Source organism: Arsenicicoccus piscis, from assembly GCF_022568835.1.
Lineage (GTDB): Bacteria > Actinomycetota > Actinomycetes > Actinomycetales > Dermatophilaceae > Arsenicicoccus > Arsenicicoccus piscis.
Genome location: NZ_JAKZHV010000001.1, coordinates 589,871 through 604,013, shown reverse-complemented (window position 1 = coordinate 604,013; position 14,143 = coordinate 589,871). Strand labels below are relative to the sequence as shown.

Below are 14,143 nucleotides of genomic sequence, written 5' to 3'. Positions count from 1 at the left end.
GCTGGTCGCCGGGTCAGACGCCCTCGACCGTCGGGTAGAGCGGGAAGCCCCTGACCAGCCCGGACGCCTTGGCGGAGACGTCGTCGGCCACACCGGACGCCAGCTCGAACTTGCCCTTGGCCTGGGCACCGGTCTTGGTGACACCCGCCTTGGTGTGCTTGAGGACGGTGTCGATGAGCTCGGCGACCTGGTCCATCTCGGCGGTGCCGAGGCCGCGCGAGGTGAGGGCCGGAGTGCCGAGCCGCACGCCGGAGGTCCACCAGGCGCCGTTGGGGTCGTTGGGCACGGAGTTTTTGTTGGTGACGACGCCGGACTCGAGCAGCGCCCCCTCGGCCTGCGCGCCGGTGATGCCGTAGGACGTGACGTCCATCAGCACGATGTGGTTGTCGGTGCCGCCGGTGACGAGCTTGGCACCGCGCTTGAGCAGCCCGTCGGCGAGCGCCTGGGCATTGTCGCACACCTGCTGGGCGTACTCCTGGAACGCGGGCTGCCGCGCCTCGGCGAAGCACACCGCCTTGGCCGCCATCATGTGGCCGAGCGGGCCGCCGAGGACCATCGGGCAGCCCTGGTCGACGTAGTCCTTGAAGGTCTCGTCGCACAGCACCATGCCGCCGCGCGGGCCGCGCAACGACTTGTGCGTGGTGGTGGTGACGATCTGGGCGTTGGCGACCGGGTCCTCGTCACCGGTGAACACCTTGCCCGCCACCAGCCCGGCGAAGTGCGCCATGTCGACCATCAGGGTCGCGCCCACCTCGTCGGCGATCTCGCGCATCTTGGCGAAGTTGATCCGCCGCGGGTAGGCCGAGTAGCCGGCGACGATGATCAGCGGCTTGAACTCGCGCGCCTGGGCCGCGACCGCGTCGTAGTCGAGCAGCTGGGTCGTGGGGTCCGTCCCGTAGTTGTGCTGGTAGAACATCTTGCCCGAGATGTTGGGGCGGAAGCCGTGGGTGAGGTGACCGCCCGCGTCCAGGCTCATGCCGAGCAGGCGCTGGTTGCCGAGCTCGCTGCGCAGCTGCTCCCAGTCGGCCTCGCTCAGGTCCTTGATGCTCTTGGCGCCGAGCTTCTCGAGCGCGGGGGACTGCACCTTGGCGGCGAGGATGGACCAGTAGGCCACGAGGTTGGCGTCGATGCCCGAGTGCGGCTGGACGTAGGCGTGCTGCGCGCCGAACAGGGCCTTCGCGTGCTCGGCGGCCACGTCTTCTACGGTGTCGATGTTCTTGCACCCGGCGTAGAACCGGTGGCCGCTCACGCCCTCGGCGTACTTGTCCGACAGCCAGTTGCCCATCGCGAGCAGCGTCGCGGGGGACGCGTAGTTCTCGGAGGCGATCAGCTTGAGCGACTCGCGCTGGTCGTGCAGCTCGTCGCGGATGGCTCCGGCGATGCGCGGCTCGACGGCCTCCACGGCCTGTAGCGCGTTCTGGAAGGCAAGGGACTCGGGCGACGTGCTCACGGCTGGCTCCTCGGTCGACGACGGCGTCGCCGAGTCTACTCATCTCGCCGTGCCGGGCGCCCGCCCGGTTCGGGTCCCGTCAGGCCGCGGGCACCGGCACCAGCCGGACCAGGTCGTTCTGGCTGTGCTCGGAGGTGTCGCAGGTCAGCAGCACGAGGTAGCGCGGGCCGGTCGTGGCGCTCACCCAGCCGGGCAGCGAGTGCTTGTTGACGCCGGGGCTCACCAGGTCGACCTGCCAGGTCTGGCCGGCGACGCTGACGCGATCGCCGCGGTGCAGCTCACGGACGTACTCCAGGGCGCCGGCCGAGCTGTCGCTGTAGGTCGCGTGGCCGAGCACCACGGTCGACCCCTGCTGGGCGGCGAAGTCGTTGCTGCCGGTCCACCGGCAGGTCGTCATGATGTCGGACGGCGGCGTGACCGTGCCGTTCTGCGCCGCGCAGGTGGTGACCGGAGCCGACACGTGCAGCACCGGGATGCTGATCGTGCGCGAGCCGTCGTCGCGCACGGGGGTCGTGGCGGTGGTGGCGGGCGTGTTGGTCGCCGCCTTGGTGGCCGGCGTCTTGGTGGTGGCCTTGGTCGTGGGTGCCGTGGTGGCCGGCGTGCCCGCGGGGGCCGTGGTCGGGGAGGTGGCCGAGGTGCTGCTGGAGGTGCTGGCGCTCGCGGTCGAGGCCTCGGTGCCCGTAGCGGCGGCGGTCGCCGCGCTCGGGTCGCGGTGGCTGGGCTGGGCGCCCGCCAGGTCGAGACCGCAGCCGCCGAGCAGGGTCGCGGCCAGCGCGGCGCCGGCCAGTGCCTTGAACGTCTTCACGGGTTCTCCTGCTGCGGTTCTCGGTGGGTCTTCTTGTCGGGTGGTGCTGTGGTGGTGCTGTGGTGGTGGTGCTGCGGTGCGGGTGCTGCGGGGTTGAGGTGCTGCTGTGGTGCGAGGTGCTGCGGTGAGCTCTGGCGGGGTCCGCGCGAGGGATGGACCCCGCCAGAGCTCGGTCAGGCGCGTCGCGTCCGGCCGTCCTGGTGGTCAGGAGTCCGTGCGGCGACGGGCGACCGGCACCAGCGCGATCGCGCCGACCAGGCCGGCGAGCGCGAGGGCGGAGCCCAGCTGGTCGGACGACTCGCCGGACACGCCCGCGTCGAACACCGGCATCGCGGTGGTCGTGGCGGAGGCGGCCGGGGCGGCGGTCGTGCTGCTCGTGCTCGTGCTGACGGTCACCGTCACGGACGTGCCCTGCGGCGTGACGACGACGGGCTGGTGCACGACCGGCTTGTGCACGACCGGCTTGCTCACCACGGGCTTGTCGACGACCGGCGTGGTGACGACGGGCGTGGTGACGACCGGGGTGGTGGGCTTCTCGGTCGGCTCCGGCGCCTGCGGGGTCACCGGGGTCTCGGGCTGCGGCGCGGGGGTCGGCTCGGTGCAGTCGCCCTTGCCGTGGTGACCCTTGCCGTGGTGACCCTTGCCGTGGTGACCCTTGCCGTGGTGACCCTTGCCGTCGTGGCCCTTGCCGTCGTGGCCCTTGCCGTCGTGGCCCTTGCCTTGGTCGCCCTTGCCTTGGTCGCCCTTGCCGTGGTCGCCCTTGCCGTGGTCGCCCTTGCCGTGGTCGCCCTTCGAGCCGTGGTCCTTGGTGTCCTTGGCATCCGTGTCCTTGGCGTCACCCTTCGGAGCGACGTGGTCGCCTCGGGAGCCCGGGTTGGTGGCGGGCGAAGCAGTGCTGGCGTGGTCGCCGGCCGGCTGCTCACAGGCGAGAGCGGTGCCGGCGATACCCAGGAGCGGGCCGCAGGCCAGCGCGGCAGAAGCAGCGATGCGAACGGTCATGCGCGAGCGAGTCATGATTCCTTCTTTCCCCTTAGAAGCCCAGAGCGTTTCGCACCCTCTGGAATGCCTCTCACAGGCCTGGCCGGACCTTGCGGCCCTCCCCCCAAAACCTGGCAAGAAGCTGAATCCCCCTGGCTGTCAGGGTGATTCGAGGCGGACCGAGGAGCAATGATCAGAACCTGTGGATGGCTCTCGGCCGGGTGACGTGAAGGAACGCCCCTTCCCGAGGATGATCGAATTCAGAGTTCACTGATCAGGACCGGCGTTGGCGCGTCGGTTCGGGAAGGCGCGTCCATGTTCAAGGTAGTCCACGAGGAGTCTGAGCCCAACGTCCACACCCCGTCTGCGGTGGGTGGGTCGCTGCTCGACGAGCTCGCCCGGGATGGTGCACGGCAGATGTTGGCCGCGGCGCTGCTGGCCGAGGTCGCTGCGTACGTTGAGGCGCACCGACACGAGGTCGACGAGGACGGTCACCGGTTGGTGGTCCGCAACGGGTTCCACGACCCGCGCCAGGTCGCCACGGCCGCCGGGGCGGTGCCGGTGCGTCAGCCGCGGGTCAACGACAAGCGCATCGACGAGAGCACCGGCGAGCGGAAGCGGTTCTCCTCGGCGATCCTGCCGGCCTGGGCGCGGAAGTCCCCGGGGGTGGCCGAGGTCCTGCCGTTGCTGTACTTGCACGGCCTGTCCAGCGGGGACTTCGTGCCGGCGTTGGAGCAGTTCCTCGGCTCGACGGCTGGCTTGTCCGCGGCGACGGTCACGCGGCTCACGACCCAGTGGCAGGACGACGCGTCGGCGTTCGGCAAGCGGTCGCTGACCGAGTCCGACTACGTGTATCTGTGGGTCGACGGGATCCACCTCAAGGTCCGTCTGGAGCAGGACAAGGTGTGCCTGCTGGTGATGATCGGGGTCCGCGTCGACGGCACCAAGGAGCTCGTCGCGATCTCCGACGGGTTCCGCGAGTCCAGCGAGTCGTGGGCCGACCTGCTGCGCGACTGCAAACGCCGCGGGATGCGCGCCCCAGCGCTGGCAGTCGGCGACGGCGCCCTCGGGTTCTGGAAGGCGCTGCGCGAGGTGTTCCCGGACACCAAGGAGCAGCGCTGCTGGTGGCACAAGGTCGGCAACGTCCTCGCCGCGCTGCCCAAGTCGGCCCATCCCGGCGCGAAGGCTGCGCTGGCGGAGATCTACAACGCCGAGGACAAGCCCCACGCGATCGCTGCGGCGAAGGCTTTTACGGCCGACTACGGCGCCAAGTGGCCCAAGGCCGTCGCCAAGATCGTCGACGACCTCGACGTGCTCTTGGCGTTCTACGACTACCCCGCTGAGCACTGGATCCACCTGCGCACCACGAACCCGATCGAGTCGACGTTCGCCACCGTTCGGCTCCGGCAGCGGGTCACCAAAGGCCCCGGCTCCCGCGCTGCCGGCATCGCGATGGCGTTCAAACTCATCGAGTCCGCCCAGCACCGGTGGCGCGCCGTGAACGCGCCCCACCTCGTCGCACTGGTCCGTGCCGGCGCCCAGTTCAAGAACGGCAAGCTCGTCGAACGCCCCGACGAATCAGAAGGTGAGGCTCACGCCGCGTGACACGCCAATCCACAGGTCTTGACTATTCCTCCGGACCGAGCAGTCCGTCGCCGTCGCACCCTGCTCGCCTCCGTTGGTGAGCGGAAGTCCGTCGGCTCTTCGAGCATGGCTTCTTGGCCGGGTCGGTGGCAGGGAAAAGGCGTCGGGAACGACCGATGAGACGGGCCCTTTCACGGTTCGTCAGGAGTCATTACTCAGCGTTGACGAACGCTTTGATCTGCACCTTTGTCCGACTCTTTCCGGAAGAGGGTGCGGCATTCAGGCAATGTCGTCACGCAATGATTTGCGATCATCACAGAAGGTGATCGGCGCGCTGGCGGCTTGTCCCTCGGACGGCCGTTTGTCCCGTCCGCCCGTTCCGTCCCGAGCCCGGCAGGGTCTCCTCCGCCTGGGCAAGACAGTGGCGGTCTGCACGTCAGATGTGACGAGCAGACTGCCACTGTGTTGGGGCGGCACCTGTCCGGGTTTCTGCTGGCGGCTCGAGATGGCGGTTGGTGACGCCCGCCCCGTCGAGATGGCACTTCGGCACTGAGATGTCCGCTGCAACAGCCGTTTCGGTGGCTAGCTGCCGTGTCGGCCGGTCGGGCGTGCGCAGGTGCCGTGTCGGTGGTCAACTGCCGTGTCGACGTCGGTGTCGAGGTGTCGGGGGTGCGCAGCGGCGGTGTCTCCACGTCCTGGGCAAGACAGTGGCGGTCTGCACGTCAGATGTGACCAGCAGACTGCCACTGTGTTGGGTCGACGGCTGGCCCTGGCTCTCGGTGCCGTGTCGCTGGCCGGTTTCCCGTCTGCCCGTTCTGTCCGCCATCCCCGCCTGGGCGCCGGCCCCGCGCTACCACTGGTGGCGCGGACGAAGGTGCGATGCTTGCGCCATGAGCTTCCACTCGGTCTACGAGCACGGCTTTGCGCGCGTGGCGGCGTGCACGGTCCCGGTGCGTATCGCCGACCCCGTCGCCAACGTCGCGACGATCCTCGAGCAGGCGCAGGTGTGCCACGACGAAGGTGTCGCGGTCGCGGTGTTCCCGGAGCTGAGCGTGTCGGGCTACGCGCTGGAGGACCTGTTCTTGCAGGACCCCCTCCTCGATGCCGTAGACCGTGCGCTCGGCTCCCTGGCCGAGGCCAGTCGCGAGCTGCTCCCGGTCCTGGTGGTGGGCGCCCCGCTGCGCCACGGCGCGCGCCTGTTCAACTGCGCGGTGGTGGTGCACCGCGGCGAGATCCTCGGCGTCGCACCGAAGTCCAACCTGCCCAACTACCGCGAGTTCTACGAGAAGCGGCACTTCGCGCCCGGCGACGACCAGCAGGGCGAGTCGATCACGGTTGCGGGACGGAGCGTGCCGTTCGGGCCCGACCTGATCTTCAGCGCGACCGACGTGCCTGGGCTGACCTTCCACGTCGAGATCTGCGAGGACATGTGGGTCCCGGTGCCGCCGTCCGCCGAGGCGGCGCTCGCGGGGGCGGCGCTGCTGCTCAACATCTCCGGGAGCCCGATCACGGTCACGCGGGCCGACTCGCGGCACGCGTTGTGCCGCGCCGCCTCGCTGCGGTGCACCGCCGCCTACGTCTACGCGGCCGCGGGGGAGGGCGAGTCGACGACGGACCTGTCCTGGGATGGGCAGACGATGATCTACGAGAACGGCGCGCTGCTCGCCGAGACCGAGCGCTTCCCCGCCGGTCCGCGCCGGTCGGTCGCCGACATCGACCTGGACCTGCTGCGCCAGGAGCGCATGCGCCAGGGGAGCTTCGACGACAATCGGCGCACCCACCGGGACCGGCTCGACCGCTACCGCACCGTAGACCTCACGCTCGATCCGCCGCGCGACCGCGACCTCGGGTTGAGGCGTGAGATCGACCGCTACCCGTTCGTGCCCAACGACGAGTCGCGGCTGGCGCAGGACTGCTACGAGGCCTACGCCATCCAGGTCGCCGGGCTGGAGCAGCGGCTGCGGGCCATCGGTCAGCCGAAGATCGTCATCGGGGTGTCGGGCGGCCTCGACTCCACCCACGCGCTGGTCGTCGCGGCGCGGGCGATGGACCGGCTGGGGAGGCCGCGCAGCGACATCCTCGCCTACACGCTGCCGGGGTTTGCCACGTCGGATCACACGAGGAACAACGCGACCCGGCTGGCCGAAGCGCTCGGCGTCTCGTTCGACACCATCGACATCACGCCGGCGTCGACGCAGATGCTCAAGGACCTGGACCACCCCGCCGGGCGCGGCGAGCCGGTCTACGACGTGACCTTCGAGAACGTCCAGGCCGGTCTGCGCACCGACTACCTCTTCCGGCTCGCCAACCATCTCGGCGGCATCGTCCTCGGCACCGGCGACCTGTCCGAGCTGGCGCTGGGCTGGTGCACCTACGGCGTCGGCGACCAGATGTCGCACTACAACGTCAACTCCGGCGTGCCAAAGACGTTGATGCAGCACCTGATTCGTTGGGTCATCTCGAGTGGCCAGTTCGACGACCAGGTCGGCGCGATCCTGCAGAGCATCCTCGACACCGAGATCACGCCCGAGCTCGTGCCGACCAAGGAGGGCGAGAAGCCGCAGTCGACCGAGGCGTCCATCGGCCCCTACGCGCTGCAGGACTTCACCCTCTTCCACGTGCTGCGGTTCGGTTTCCGCCCGTCCAAGGTCGCGTTCCTCGCGGAGCACGCCTGGCGCGACGCCTCGGTCGGCGAGTGGCCCGCGGGTATCCCCAAGGACGAGCGACCCTCCTACGACCTCAAGGAGATTCGTCACTGGCTCGAGGTCTTCATCAAGCGCTTCTTCGCGTTCAGCCAGTTCAAGCGGTCCGCGATGCCCAACGGCCCCAAGGTGTCGGCCGGCGGGTCGCTGTCGCCGCGCGGCGACTGGCGTGCCCCCTCCGACGGCAACGCGCGAGTCTGGCTCGACGAGCTCTACGCGGGAGTGCCCGAGGAGTGAGCGCGTCTGGCCGCGGAGGGGGTGCCGAACGCGACGAGCTGGCTGAGCACCGCCGCGACGGCCGGCACGGCGTCGGCCCCCGGTCGGTGCGCGAGGTAGAGCTGGCGCGGGCTCACGCCCTCGACGGCCGTCACGTGCACCTCGGGGTGCTGGAAGGCGTCGAGCGCCGTGCGCGGCAGCAGCGACACCCCGAGCCCGTGCGCCACGAGGTTCTGCACGACCACGTAGTCGTCGCTCTCGTGCCGGACGTCCGGCTCGAATCCCGCTGCGGCACAAGAGCGCAGCAGATGCGCTCGGCAGCGCTCGCAGCCCGCGATCCACTCCGCCGAACGCAGCGCGCGTAGGCTCGGCCGCCGCCTGGTCGCCAGCTGGTGCTCGCGCGGCAGCACCAGCATCGACCGGTCGCCTCCGGCGGGGACGAGCACGAGATCGGTGTCCGCGGCGACGTCGTCGTCGTAGCCGAACACCAGCGCCACGTCGACGTCCCCGGCACGGACCGCGTCCAGAGCCTCGGGCGGCTCGGCCTCGGTGAGGTGCACCACCACCCCCGGGTAGATCCGCCGCAGGCGTTCCAGCGCCGGCGGCACCCGCACGGCGGCACCGGAGGGGAACGCCGCGAGTCGCACCGTGCCCGCGCGCAGCTGGGCGAGGTCGGCGAGCTCGGCGGCCGCCACCTGCAGCCGGGACGCCACCGCGTCGGCATGGGCGAGCAGGGCGCGACCGGGCTCGGTCAGGGTCACCCCACCCGAGCCGCGGACCAGCAGCGCCGACCCGACCTCGCGCTCGAGGGCCTGCAGGTGCTGGCTGACCGCCGGCTGGGTCCAGCCCAGCTCGCGCGCGCCGGCACTGATCGACCCGGCTCGGGCGACCGTGCGGAAGATGAGCAGCCGCCGAGGGTCCATGGTCGTCAGTGTGACACGACCTCAAGGATTAGAAGGTAGATGAACCTCAGGGTCAAAGCCTGGCTTATGGCCTGTGCAAGCAAGTCGGGGCTTCCGGCCGGCCGACGGACCCGCCAGGATCGAGGCATGAGGACCATCGGCCTGATCGGCGGCATGAGCTGGCACTCCAGCATCGAGTACTACCGCGTCATCAACGAGCGGGTGGCCGCCACGCTCGGCGGACTGCACAGCGCGCGAGTCGTGCTGGACTCCATGGACTTCGACGAGATCCGCGAGTTCCAGATCGCCGAGGACTGGGTGGGGGCCGGCGAGCGCCTGGCGCAGAGCGGTCGTCGTCTGGTGGCGGCCGGTGTCGACCTGCTCCTGATCGGCACCAACCTCATGCACAAGGTCGCTCCCGCCGTCGAGGCGGCGGTCGACGTGCCGTTGCTGCACATCGCCGACGCCGTCGGCGCCGAGGCTCAGCGGCGGGGCATCTCGACCGTCGGCATCCTCGGGACGAGCTGGGTGATGGGCGAGAGCTTCTACGCCGATCGCCTTGCGCGCCAGGGGATCCGAGCCATCGCGCCCCATCCCTCCACCCACGCGGTGGTGGACCAGATCATCTTCGGCGAGCTGACCCAAGGGATCGTGCGCGAGGAGTCCCGCACGGTCTACCGGCAGGTAATCGAGGGGCTGGTCGCCCAAGGCGCCGAGGCGATCGTGCTGGCCTGCACCGAGATCGAGCTGCTGGTGCGCCCCCAGGACAGCCCCGTGCCGCTGATCGACTCGATGCGCACCCACGCCGAGGCCGCCGCGGCCTACCTGCTCGAGGACGTTCTACTGCCTGCGAGCGCCCAAGCCTAAGTCGCGGGGTGCCGGGGCGCGGGGTGCTTTGGCGTGGGGTGCTGGGGCGCGGGGTGCGTGGAGCCCCGCCCTTCGGGCCTACCATCCGGCACTCGCACGCTCGCGCCTCCCGCCAGGCCCGCCACGGCCCTACGGGCGGGGCCCCACACCCCCCGCTCGTCGACCTGGGCCCGGCCCTTCGGGCCTACCATCCGGCACTCGCACGCTCGCGCCTCCCGCCAGGCCCGCCACGGCCCTACGGGCGGGGCCCCACACCCCCCGCTCGTCGACCTGGGCCCGGCCCTTCGGGCCTACCATCCGGCACTCGCACGCTCGTGCCTCCCGCCAGGCCCGCCACGGCCCTACGGGCGGGCCCCCACCCGCCTCCTCGGCCCCGCTCAGCGACCTGGAACCCCTCGGCACGCTCGCGTCCCCGTTGACACTGCAGATGTCGGACACGACACGCCGATGCTGTGTCCGACATCTGCGGTCTCGCTGCCTGAGGCCCAGCGCCCCCACGCCCGCAGCCCCGACGACCGCCCGACCGGCCCCCACAACGCCGTTGCCCCGGCCCCCGCGAGGGGGACCGGGGCAACGAGCGCGTGCTGCGATCTGCGGGATGCGATCTACGGACGCGTGCTACTTCGTGAAGGAGACGCGCACCTGCATGGAGTCGCCCTGCTTGGAGGTCGAGACGACCTCGAGGCGGGTGCCGGAGCCGGCCACCTTGGTGGACGACAGCGGGTTGGCGGCGGACCAGTAGCGGTTGACGTCGGAGTCGTCGAAGACCGGGATGGCCCGCTGCGACGGGACGTTGACCGCAGCGCCGTTGCGGTGGAAGGTCACCGGGTCGGTGGCCTCCTGACCGAACGTCGCGTCGAAGGGCTGACGGCGGTTGCCCAGCAGTCGACCGTCGGGGAAGACGATCGGCGCCGGGCGGGCATCGACGGGCAGCGTCAGGCCGCCACCGGGGTGGGCGGTGGTGTTGTTGTCGCTGTAGAGCCCGTTGACGTACCAGACCAGCAGACCGTTCTGGTAGGGGAACCGCTCGACCCGCTTCGGCTGCGTGGTGGCCCAGCCGAAGTTGTAGGGGCCGGTCTTGAGGAACTGGTCGTAGCCGTTGTAGGTGCGGTTCTCGGCGAGGTAGTAGTTGGGCTTGGCCTCGGAGTAGGACGCACCGACGCGCAGGAAACCGTGCGCCGTCCAGGCGGAGGTCGCGGACTCGACGTCGTCGACCGTCGTGGTGGTGCCGACGGTCGTCGCGATGTCGTCGATCAGGGCGCCGCGCAGGTGCACGCCACCGTCCGAGGTCGCGTGGAAGCGGAACTGGACCTTCTTGCCCGCGTACGCGCCGAGGTCCCACGACTTCTGGACCCACGCGCCCTTGGACGAGCCGGTGATCACCGGGTTGAGCGCCTGCCAGGAGGCGCCGTTGTCGGCGGAGACCTCGGCCTTGAGGAAGTCGTAGCCGTTCTCGATCTCGTAGTTCAACCAGGCCGACACCGAGCCGGACGTCGCACCCGTGAGGTCGATCTCACGGTTCAGCGAGTTGTTCATGTCGTCCGCCGAGCCGCTCCACCACTGGTTGGCGCCGGAGTGCGGCGCCGGCAGGTTGGTGACCTTCTGGACGGGCGGCAGGTTGACCAGGATCGCCTGCGGCATCTTGCCGGTCAGGTCGGCCGGGCCGAGCTTGACCTGCGTGGCGGCGCCGTGCTGGACGGTCTGGTAGTCGAGCCAGCCGAGCTGGAGCTTCTCCCACGGGCCCATGTAGCCGGGCTCGGAGCCGATGTCGACGGTGCCGTTGTTGAGCCACGACCCGGCGCTCATGAGCGTCCAGAAGCCGGTGCCGTTGTCGCCGCCGGCGGTGTCGTAGAGGTCCGGCAGGCCGAGGTCGTGACCGAACTCGTGGGTGAAGACGCCGAGCCCGCCGTTCTCCGGCTCGGTGGTGTAGTCACCGATCCAGATGCCGCTGTTGCCGAGCTGGACGCCACCTTGCTTGTTGAACGCGGGGCCCTGGCTTCCGGCACCGTTGGGGTAGGCGTACCAGCGGTGCGACCAGATGGCGTCCTCGCCCTCGGCGCCGCCGCCGGCCTCCTCGCCCTCACCGGCGTGGATCGCCTGGAAGTGGTCGATGTAGCCGTCCGGCTCGTTGAAGTTGCCGTCCTGGTCGTAGTCGTAGCGGTCCACAGTGTCGAACTGCGCGAGGTAGGCCTTGATGTCGGCGTCGCTCTTGCCGGCGGCCTTCTGAGCGTTGTACCAGGCCGTGGCGGTGTCGCCGACGAAGGACCAGTAGCCCTCGCCCTCGCTCGTGCCGTCGCCCGCGACCGGGTTGTGGCCGTAGCGAGCCTCGTTGTAGGGCAGCTTGACCCAGTCGGAGACGTCGCCCTTGGCGAGGAAGCGGCCGTTGGACTGCTTGAGGTAGAAGTCCTTGAACGAGTTGGTCGCCCCGAACATCAGGTCCGTGTAGTGGGCGCGGTTGTAGTCGGCCTGCCAGATGGTCGAGTTGTCATAGTCGGGGGAGGTGATGGGCGAGCGCACCGGCTCCGGGATCTGGTTGTGCAGCGGCCCCGGCGTCCCTCCCTGGGCCGGCTTGGTCTGGGTGCCGAACTCGGCGAGGATCGTGAAGATCGACTCCTCGCGGTTGACGCCCAGCTGGACGTACTGGCCCTTGCCGACCCGGACGGTCTTGCCGCCACCGGCCGTGGAGGTGACGTCGGCGGTCCCGGCGACCAGCTGGTCTACAGCGCGCTGACGCAGGGCGCGCTGCTTGTCGCCGAGCGGGTGGGACTTGTCGTCGACCTTGGCCGACTGCTGCACCGCGGGGTCGGGGGTGTCGACCGAGGGGGCTGCCGAGGCGGAGAGCGAAACTGGAATGGCCGTCAGTGACGCCACGATGGCGGCACCGGAGGCCAGCCCGACGATACGTCGGATCATGGTGCTCCTCAGGGGAAGGGGACCAGTGAGCGTGGTCCCGCAGCCTCGATGCGCACCGTGAGCTTCAGCGCACACCGTAGATGGGTGAGGTCACTGTAGACGCGCTGAGTCGCGCCGGGAAGGTCCTGAGCCGACAGATTTACGGACACCTCCGCTCAGAGGGTGACCGTGCCCCGCACCCGGTCGTGCACGGGGCCGCCGATCCAGACGGTGCCCTCGTCGACCTCGACCCGGATCTTTCCGCAGCGCCCGAGCATCCTGTCCTGCTGTGCCGAGTAGCGCTGGGGCACAAGGCCTTTCGCGGTGAGCCACTGCGCGATCGCGGCGTTCAGCGAGCCCGTGACCGGGTCCTCGGGCACGTTGTCGCCCGAACGCCAGGGCGCCGTCGGCGTCCACCCGCACCCTGACCAGGCCGGCGCCGCACTCCTGGACGACCTCGCGCGCCGTGCTCCCGGTGTGCGTGCGCCACACGTGCGCCGAGCCATCTCGTCGTCGTCGAGCGTTTCGGCGTCGAAGACCACCGCGAGCGGGTTGCCGCTCAGGGCACGCGCGGCGAAGACGTCGACCTGGGCGAACGGATAGGTGCGGGTCACCCGCTCAGGCTGCCGCTCCCGGTCACGCCCGGCAAGCCGGAGCGGGGGCGGCAGCCGCGTCGGCGGGCGGCGGCTCGGCTGCGGACGAAAGGTCCGCGGCAGGGTCTACGGCGATGTCGGCGACCCGACCCTCGTCCGCCTTGACCGCTGTGGCGCCGAGCAGGATGAGCAGCCCACCGAGCAGCTGCGTGGGGGCCGGGAGCTGGCCGAGGGCGACCCACGCGAACAGGATCGCGAAGATCACCTCGCTCAGCGAGACGAACGAGCTGACCTTGGAGCCGAGCAGGCGGGTGGCGAGCAGCCCGATCGTGTAGGACAGGACCGCCGTCAGCACGACCAGGGCTGCGATCGGCACCAGCGGAGGGACCGTCGCGCCGAGCAGGTGCACCGGAGCGCTGGACCAGACGAACGGGAAGAAGCCGAGCGCGCAGGCGGCACCGAGCACGACCGCCGCGACCCACATCCCCGCACCGACCAGGGTGAGCGCCGGCACGCCCTCGAGGGGCTTGGCGCTCAGCAGGAAGTAGGCGGCCGAGCACAGCGCGGCGATCAGACCCCAGCCGAGGCCCACCGCGCCGATCGAGACGCCGTGCAGCACGTCGAGCACGAGGGCGAGCCCGGCCACGGCCAGCCCGGTGCCGGCCAGGGTCAGCGGGCGCGGGCGGTGTCCGTGGCGCAGCCACAGCCATCCGACGATGAGCACGGGCGAGGTGTACTCCATGAGCAGCGCCACCCCCACGCTCAGCTGGCTCACGGCCATGAAGTACGCGAGCTGGCTACCGGCGACGGCGAGCAGGCCGTAGCCCGCGACCGTGCGCCAGGCGGCGAGCAGCGGCCGCCACCGACCCCGCAGCGCGCGGACGGCCGGGATGGTGAGCAGCAGCGCGGCACCGACGATGCGGGCCGTGACGGCCGCCGCCGGGCTCCACCCGGCGTCGATCAGCGAGGTCGCGAACGTGCCCGCCGTGCTGAAGCAGGCGCTCGCGACCAGCGCGAGCAGCAGCCCGGTCGCCATCGGGCGGCTGGTCGAGGCTCGCCTCAGGGCGGAGCGGGGAGACAACGATGCGCGGTGCGCGGTGACGGTGGTGGCAGCCATACGACCCTCCTACGATGACGAGGTGTGCTCCGTGCCT

At 70.5% G+C, this 14,143-nt stretch carries 10 protein-coding genes; 3 read left to right on the top strand and 7 right to left on the bottom strand.

What is annotated here, in order from left to right:
• Nucleotides 1-13 precede the first annotated feature (13 nt).
• From MM440_RS02810 to MM440_RS02800, 3 genes are all read right to left on the bottom strand, one after another.
• A complete protein-coding gene (locus MM440_RS02810) occupies nucleotides 14-1,450 on the bottom strand; it encodes a glycine hydroxymethyltransferase (protein WP_241441658.1) in 1,437 nt (478 codons plus the stop codon).
• 79 nt (nucleotides 1,451-1,529) lie between these two features.
• Nucleotides 1,530-2,255, bottom strand: a complete 726-nt coding sequence (locus tag MM440_RS02805; RefSeq protein ID WP_241441657.1) for a class F sortase — start codon at nucleotides 2,253-2,255, stop codon at nucleotides 1,530-1,532.
• A gap of 204 nt (nucleotides 2,256-2,459) precedes the next feature.
• Entirely contained in the window at nucleotides 2,460-3,269 is an 810-nt protein-coding gene (locus MM440_RS02800) for a hypothetical protein (RefSeq protein WP_241441656.1), read from the bottom strand.
• A gap of 279 nt (nucleotides 3,270-3,548) precedes the next feature.
• Here MM440_RS02800 and MM440_RS02795 point away from each other — a divergent pair, with 279 nt between their 5' ends.
• Nucleotides 3,549-4,838, top strand: coding sequence for an IS256 family transposase (locus MM440_RS02795; RefSeq protein ID WP_241441655.1), 1,290 nt, complete (start codon nucleotides 3,549-3,551; stop codon nucleotides 4,836-4,838).
• Nucleotides 4,839-5,707: 869 nt separating this feature from the next.
• Nucleotides 5,708-7,756, top strand: coding sequence for an NAD(+) synthase (locus MM440_RS02790; protein WP_241441654.1), 2,049 nt, complete (start codon nucleotides 5,708-5,710; stop codon nucleotides 7,754-7,756).
• On the opposite strand, the gene MM440_RS02785 is transcribed toward MM440_RS02790, so the two are convergent.
• On the bottom strand, nucleotides 7,732-8,658 hold the full coding sequence (locus tag MM440_RS02785; protein ID WP_241441653.1) for a LysR family transcriptional regulator: 927 nt from the start codon (nucleotides 8,656-8,658) through the stop codon (nucleotides 7,732-7,734). The genes MM440_RS02790 and MM440_RS02785 overlap by 25 nt on opposite strands.
• A 126-nt stretch (nucleotides 8,659-8,784) precedes the next feature.
• On the opposite strand from MM440_RS02785, the gene MM440_RS02780 reads away from it, so the two are divergent.
• Nucleotides 8,785-9,504, top strand: a complete 720-nt coding sequence (locus MM440_RS02780; RefSeq protein ID WP_241441652.1) for an aspartate/glutamate racemase family protein — start codon at nucleotides 8,785-8,787, stop codon at nucleotides 9,502-9,504.
• 618 nt (nucleotides 9,505-10,122) lie between these two features.
• Here MM440_RS02780 and MM440_RS02775 read toward each other — a convergent pair.
• The 3 genes from MM440_RS02775 to MM440_RS02765 all read right to left on the bottom strand — a co-directional run bounded on the left by MM440_RS02775 (nucleotide 10,123) and on the right by MM440_RS02765 (nucleotide 14,106).
• Nucleotides 10,123-12,417 (bottom strand): immune inhibitor A domain-containing protein, encoded by a 2,295-nt coding sequence (locus MM440_RS02775; protein WP_241441651.1) that lies wholly within the window; start codon nucleotides 12,415-12,417, stop codon nucleotides 10,123-10,125.
• A gap of 155 nt (nucleotides 12,418-12,572) precedes the next feature.
• Nucleotides 12,573-13,010, bottom strand: a complete 438-nt coding sequence (locus MM440_RS02770; RefSeq protein ID WP_241441650.1) for a PhzF family phenazine biosynthesis protein — start codon at nucleotides 13,008-13,010, stop codon at nucleotides 12,573-12,575.
• A 22-nt stretch (nucleotides 13,011-13,032) separates the two neighbouring features.
• Nucleotides 13,033-14,106: an EamA family transporter gene (locus MM440_RS02765; protein WP_241441649.1), complete on the bottom strand. Its 1,074-nt coding sequence runs from the start codon at nucleotides 14,104-14,106 to the stop codon at nucleotides 13,033-13,035.
• Nucleotides 14,107-14,143: the final 37 nt, after the last annotated feature.

What these genes read in the sequence shown, in the direction of transcription:
- MM440_RS02800 (WP_241441656.1), bottom strand. Translation starts at nt 3,269, where the DNA reads ATGACTCGCTCGCGCATGACCGTTCGCATCGCTGCTTCTGCCGCGCTG.
- MM440_RS02795 (WP_241441655.1), top strand. Translation starts at nt 3,549, where the DNA reads ATGTTCAAGGTAGTCCACGAGGAGTCTGAGCCCAACGTCCACACCCCG.
- MM440_RS02790 (WP_241441654.1), top strand. Translation starts at nt 5,708, where the DNA reads ATGAGCTTCCACTCGGTCTACGAGCACGGCTTTGCGCGCGTGGCGGCG.
- MM440_RS02785 (WP_241441653.1), bottom strand. Translation starts at nt 8,658, where the DNA reads ATGGACCCTCGGCGGCTGCTCATCTTCCGCACGGTCGCCCGAGCCGGG.
- MM440_RS02780 (WP_241441652.1), top strand. Translation starts at nt 8,785, where the DNA reads ATGAGGACCATCGGCCTGATCGGCGGCATGAGCTGGCACTCCAGCATC.
- MM440_RS02775 (WP_241441651.1), bottom strand. Translation starts at nt 12,417, where the DNA reads ATGATCCGACGTATCGTCGGGCTGGCCTCCGGTGCCGCCATCGTGGCG.
- MM440_RS02765 (WP_241441649.1), bottom strand. Translation starts at nt 14,106, where the DNA reads ATGGCTGCCACCACCGTCACCGCGCACCGCGCATCGTTGTCTCCCCGC.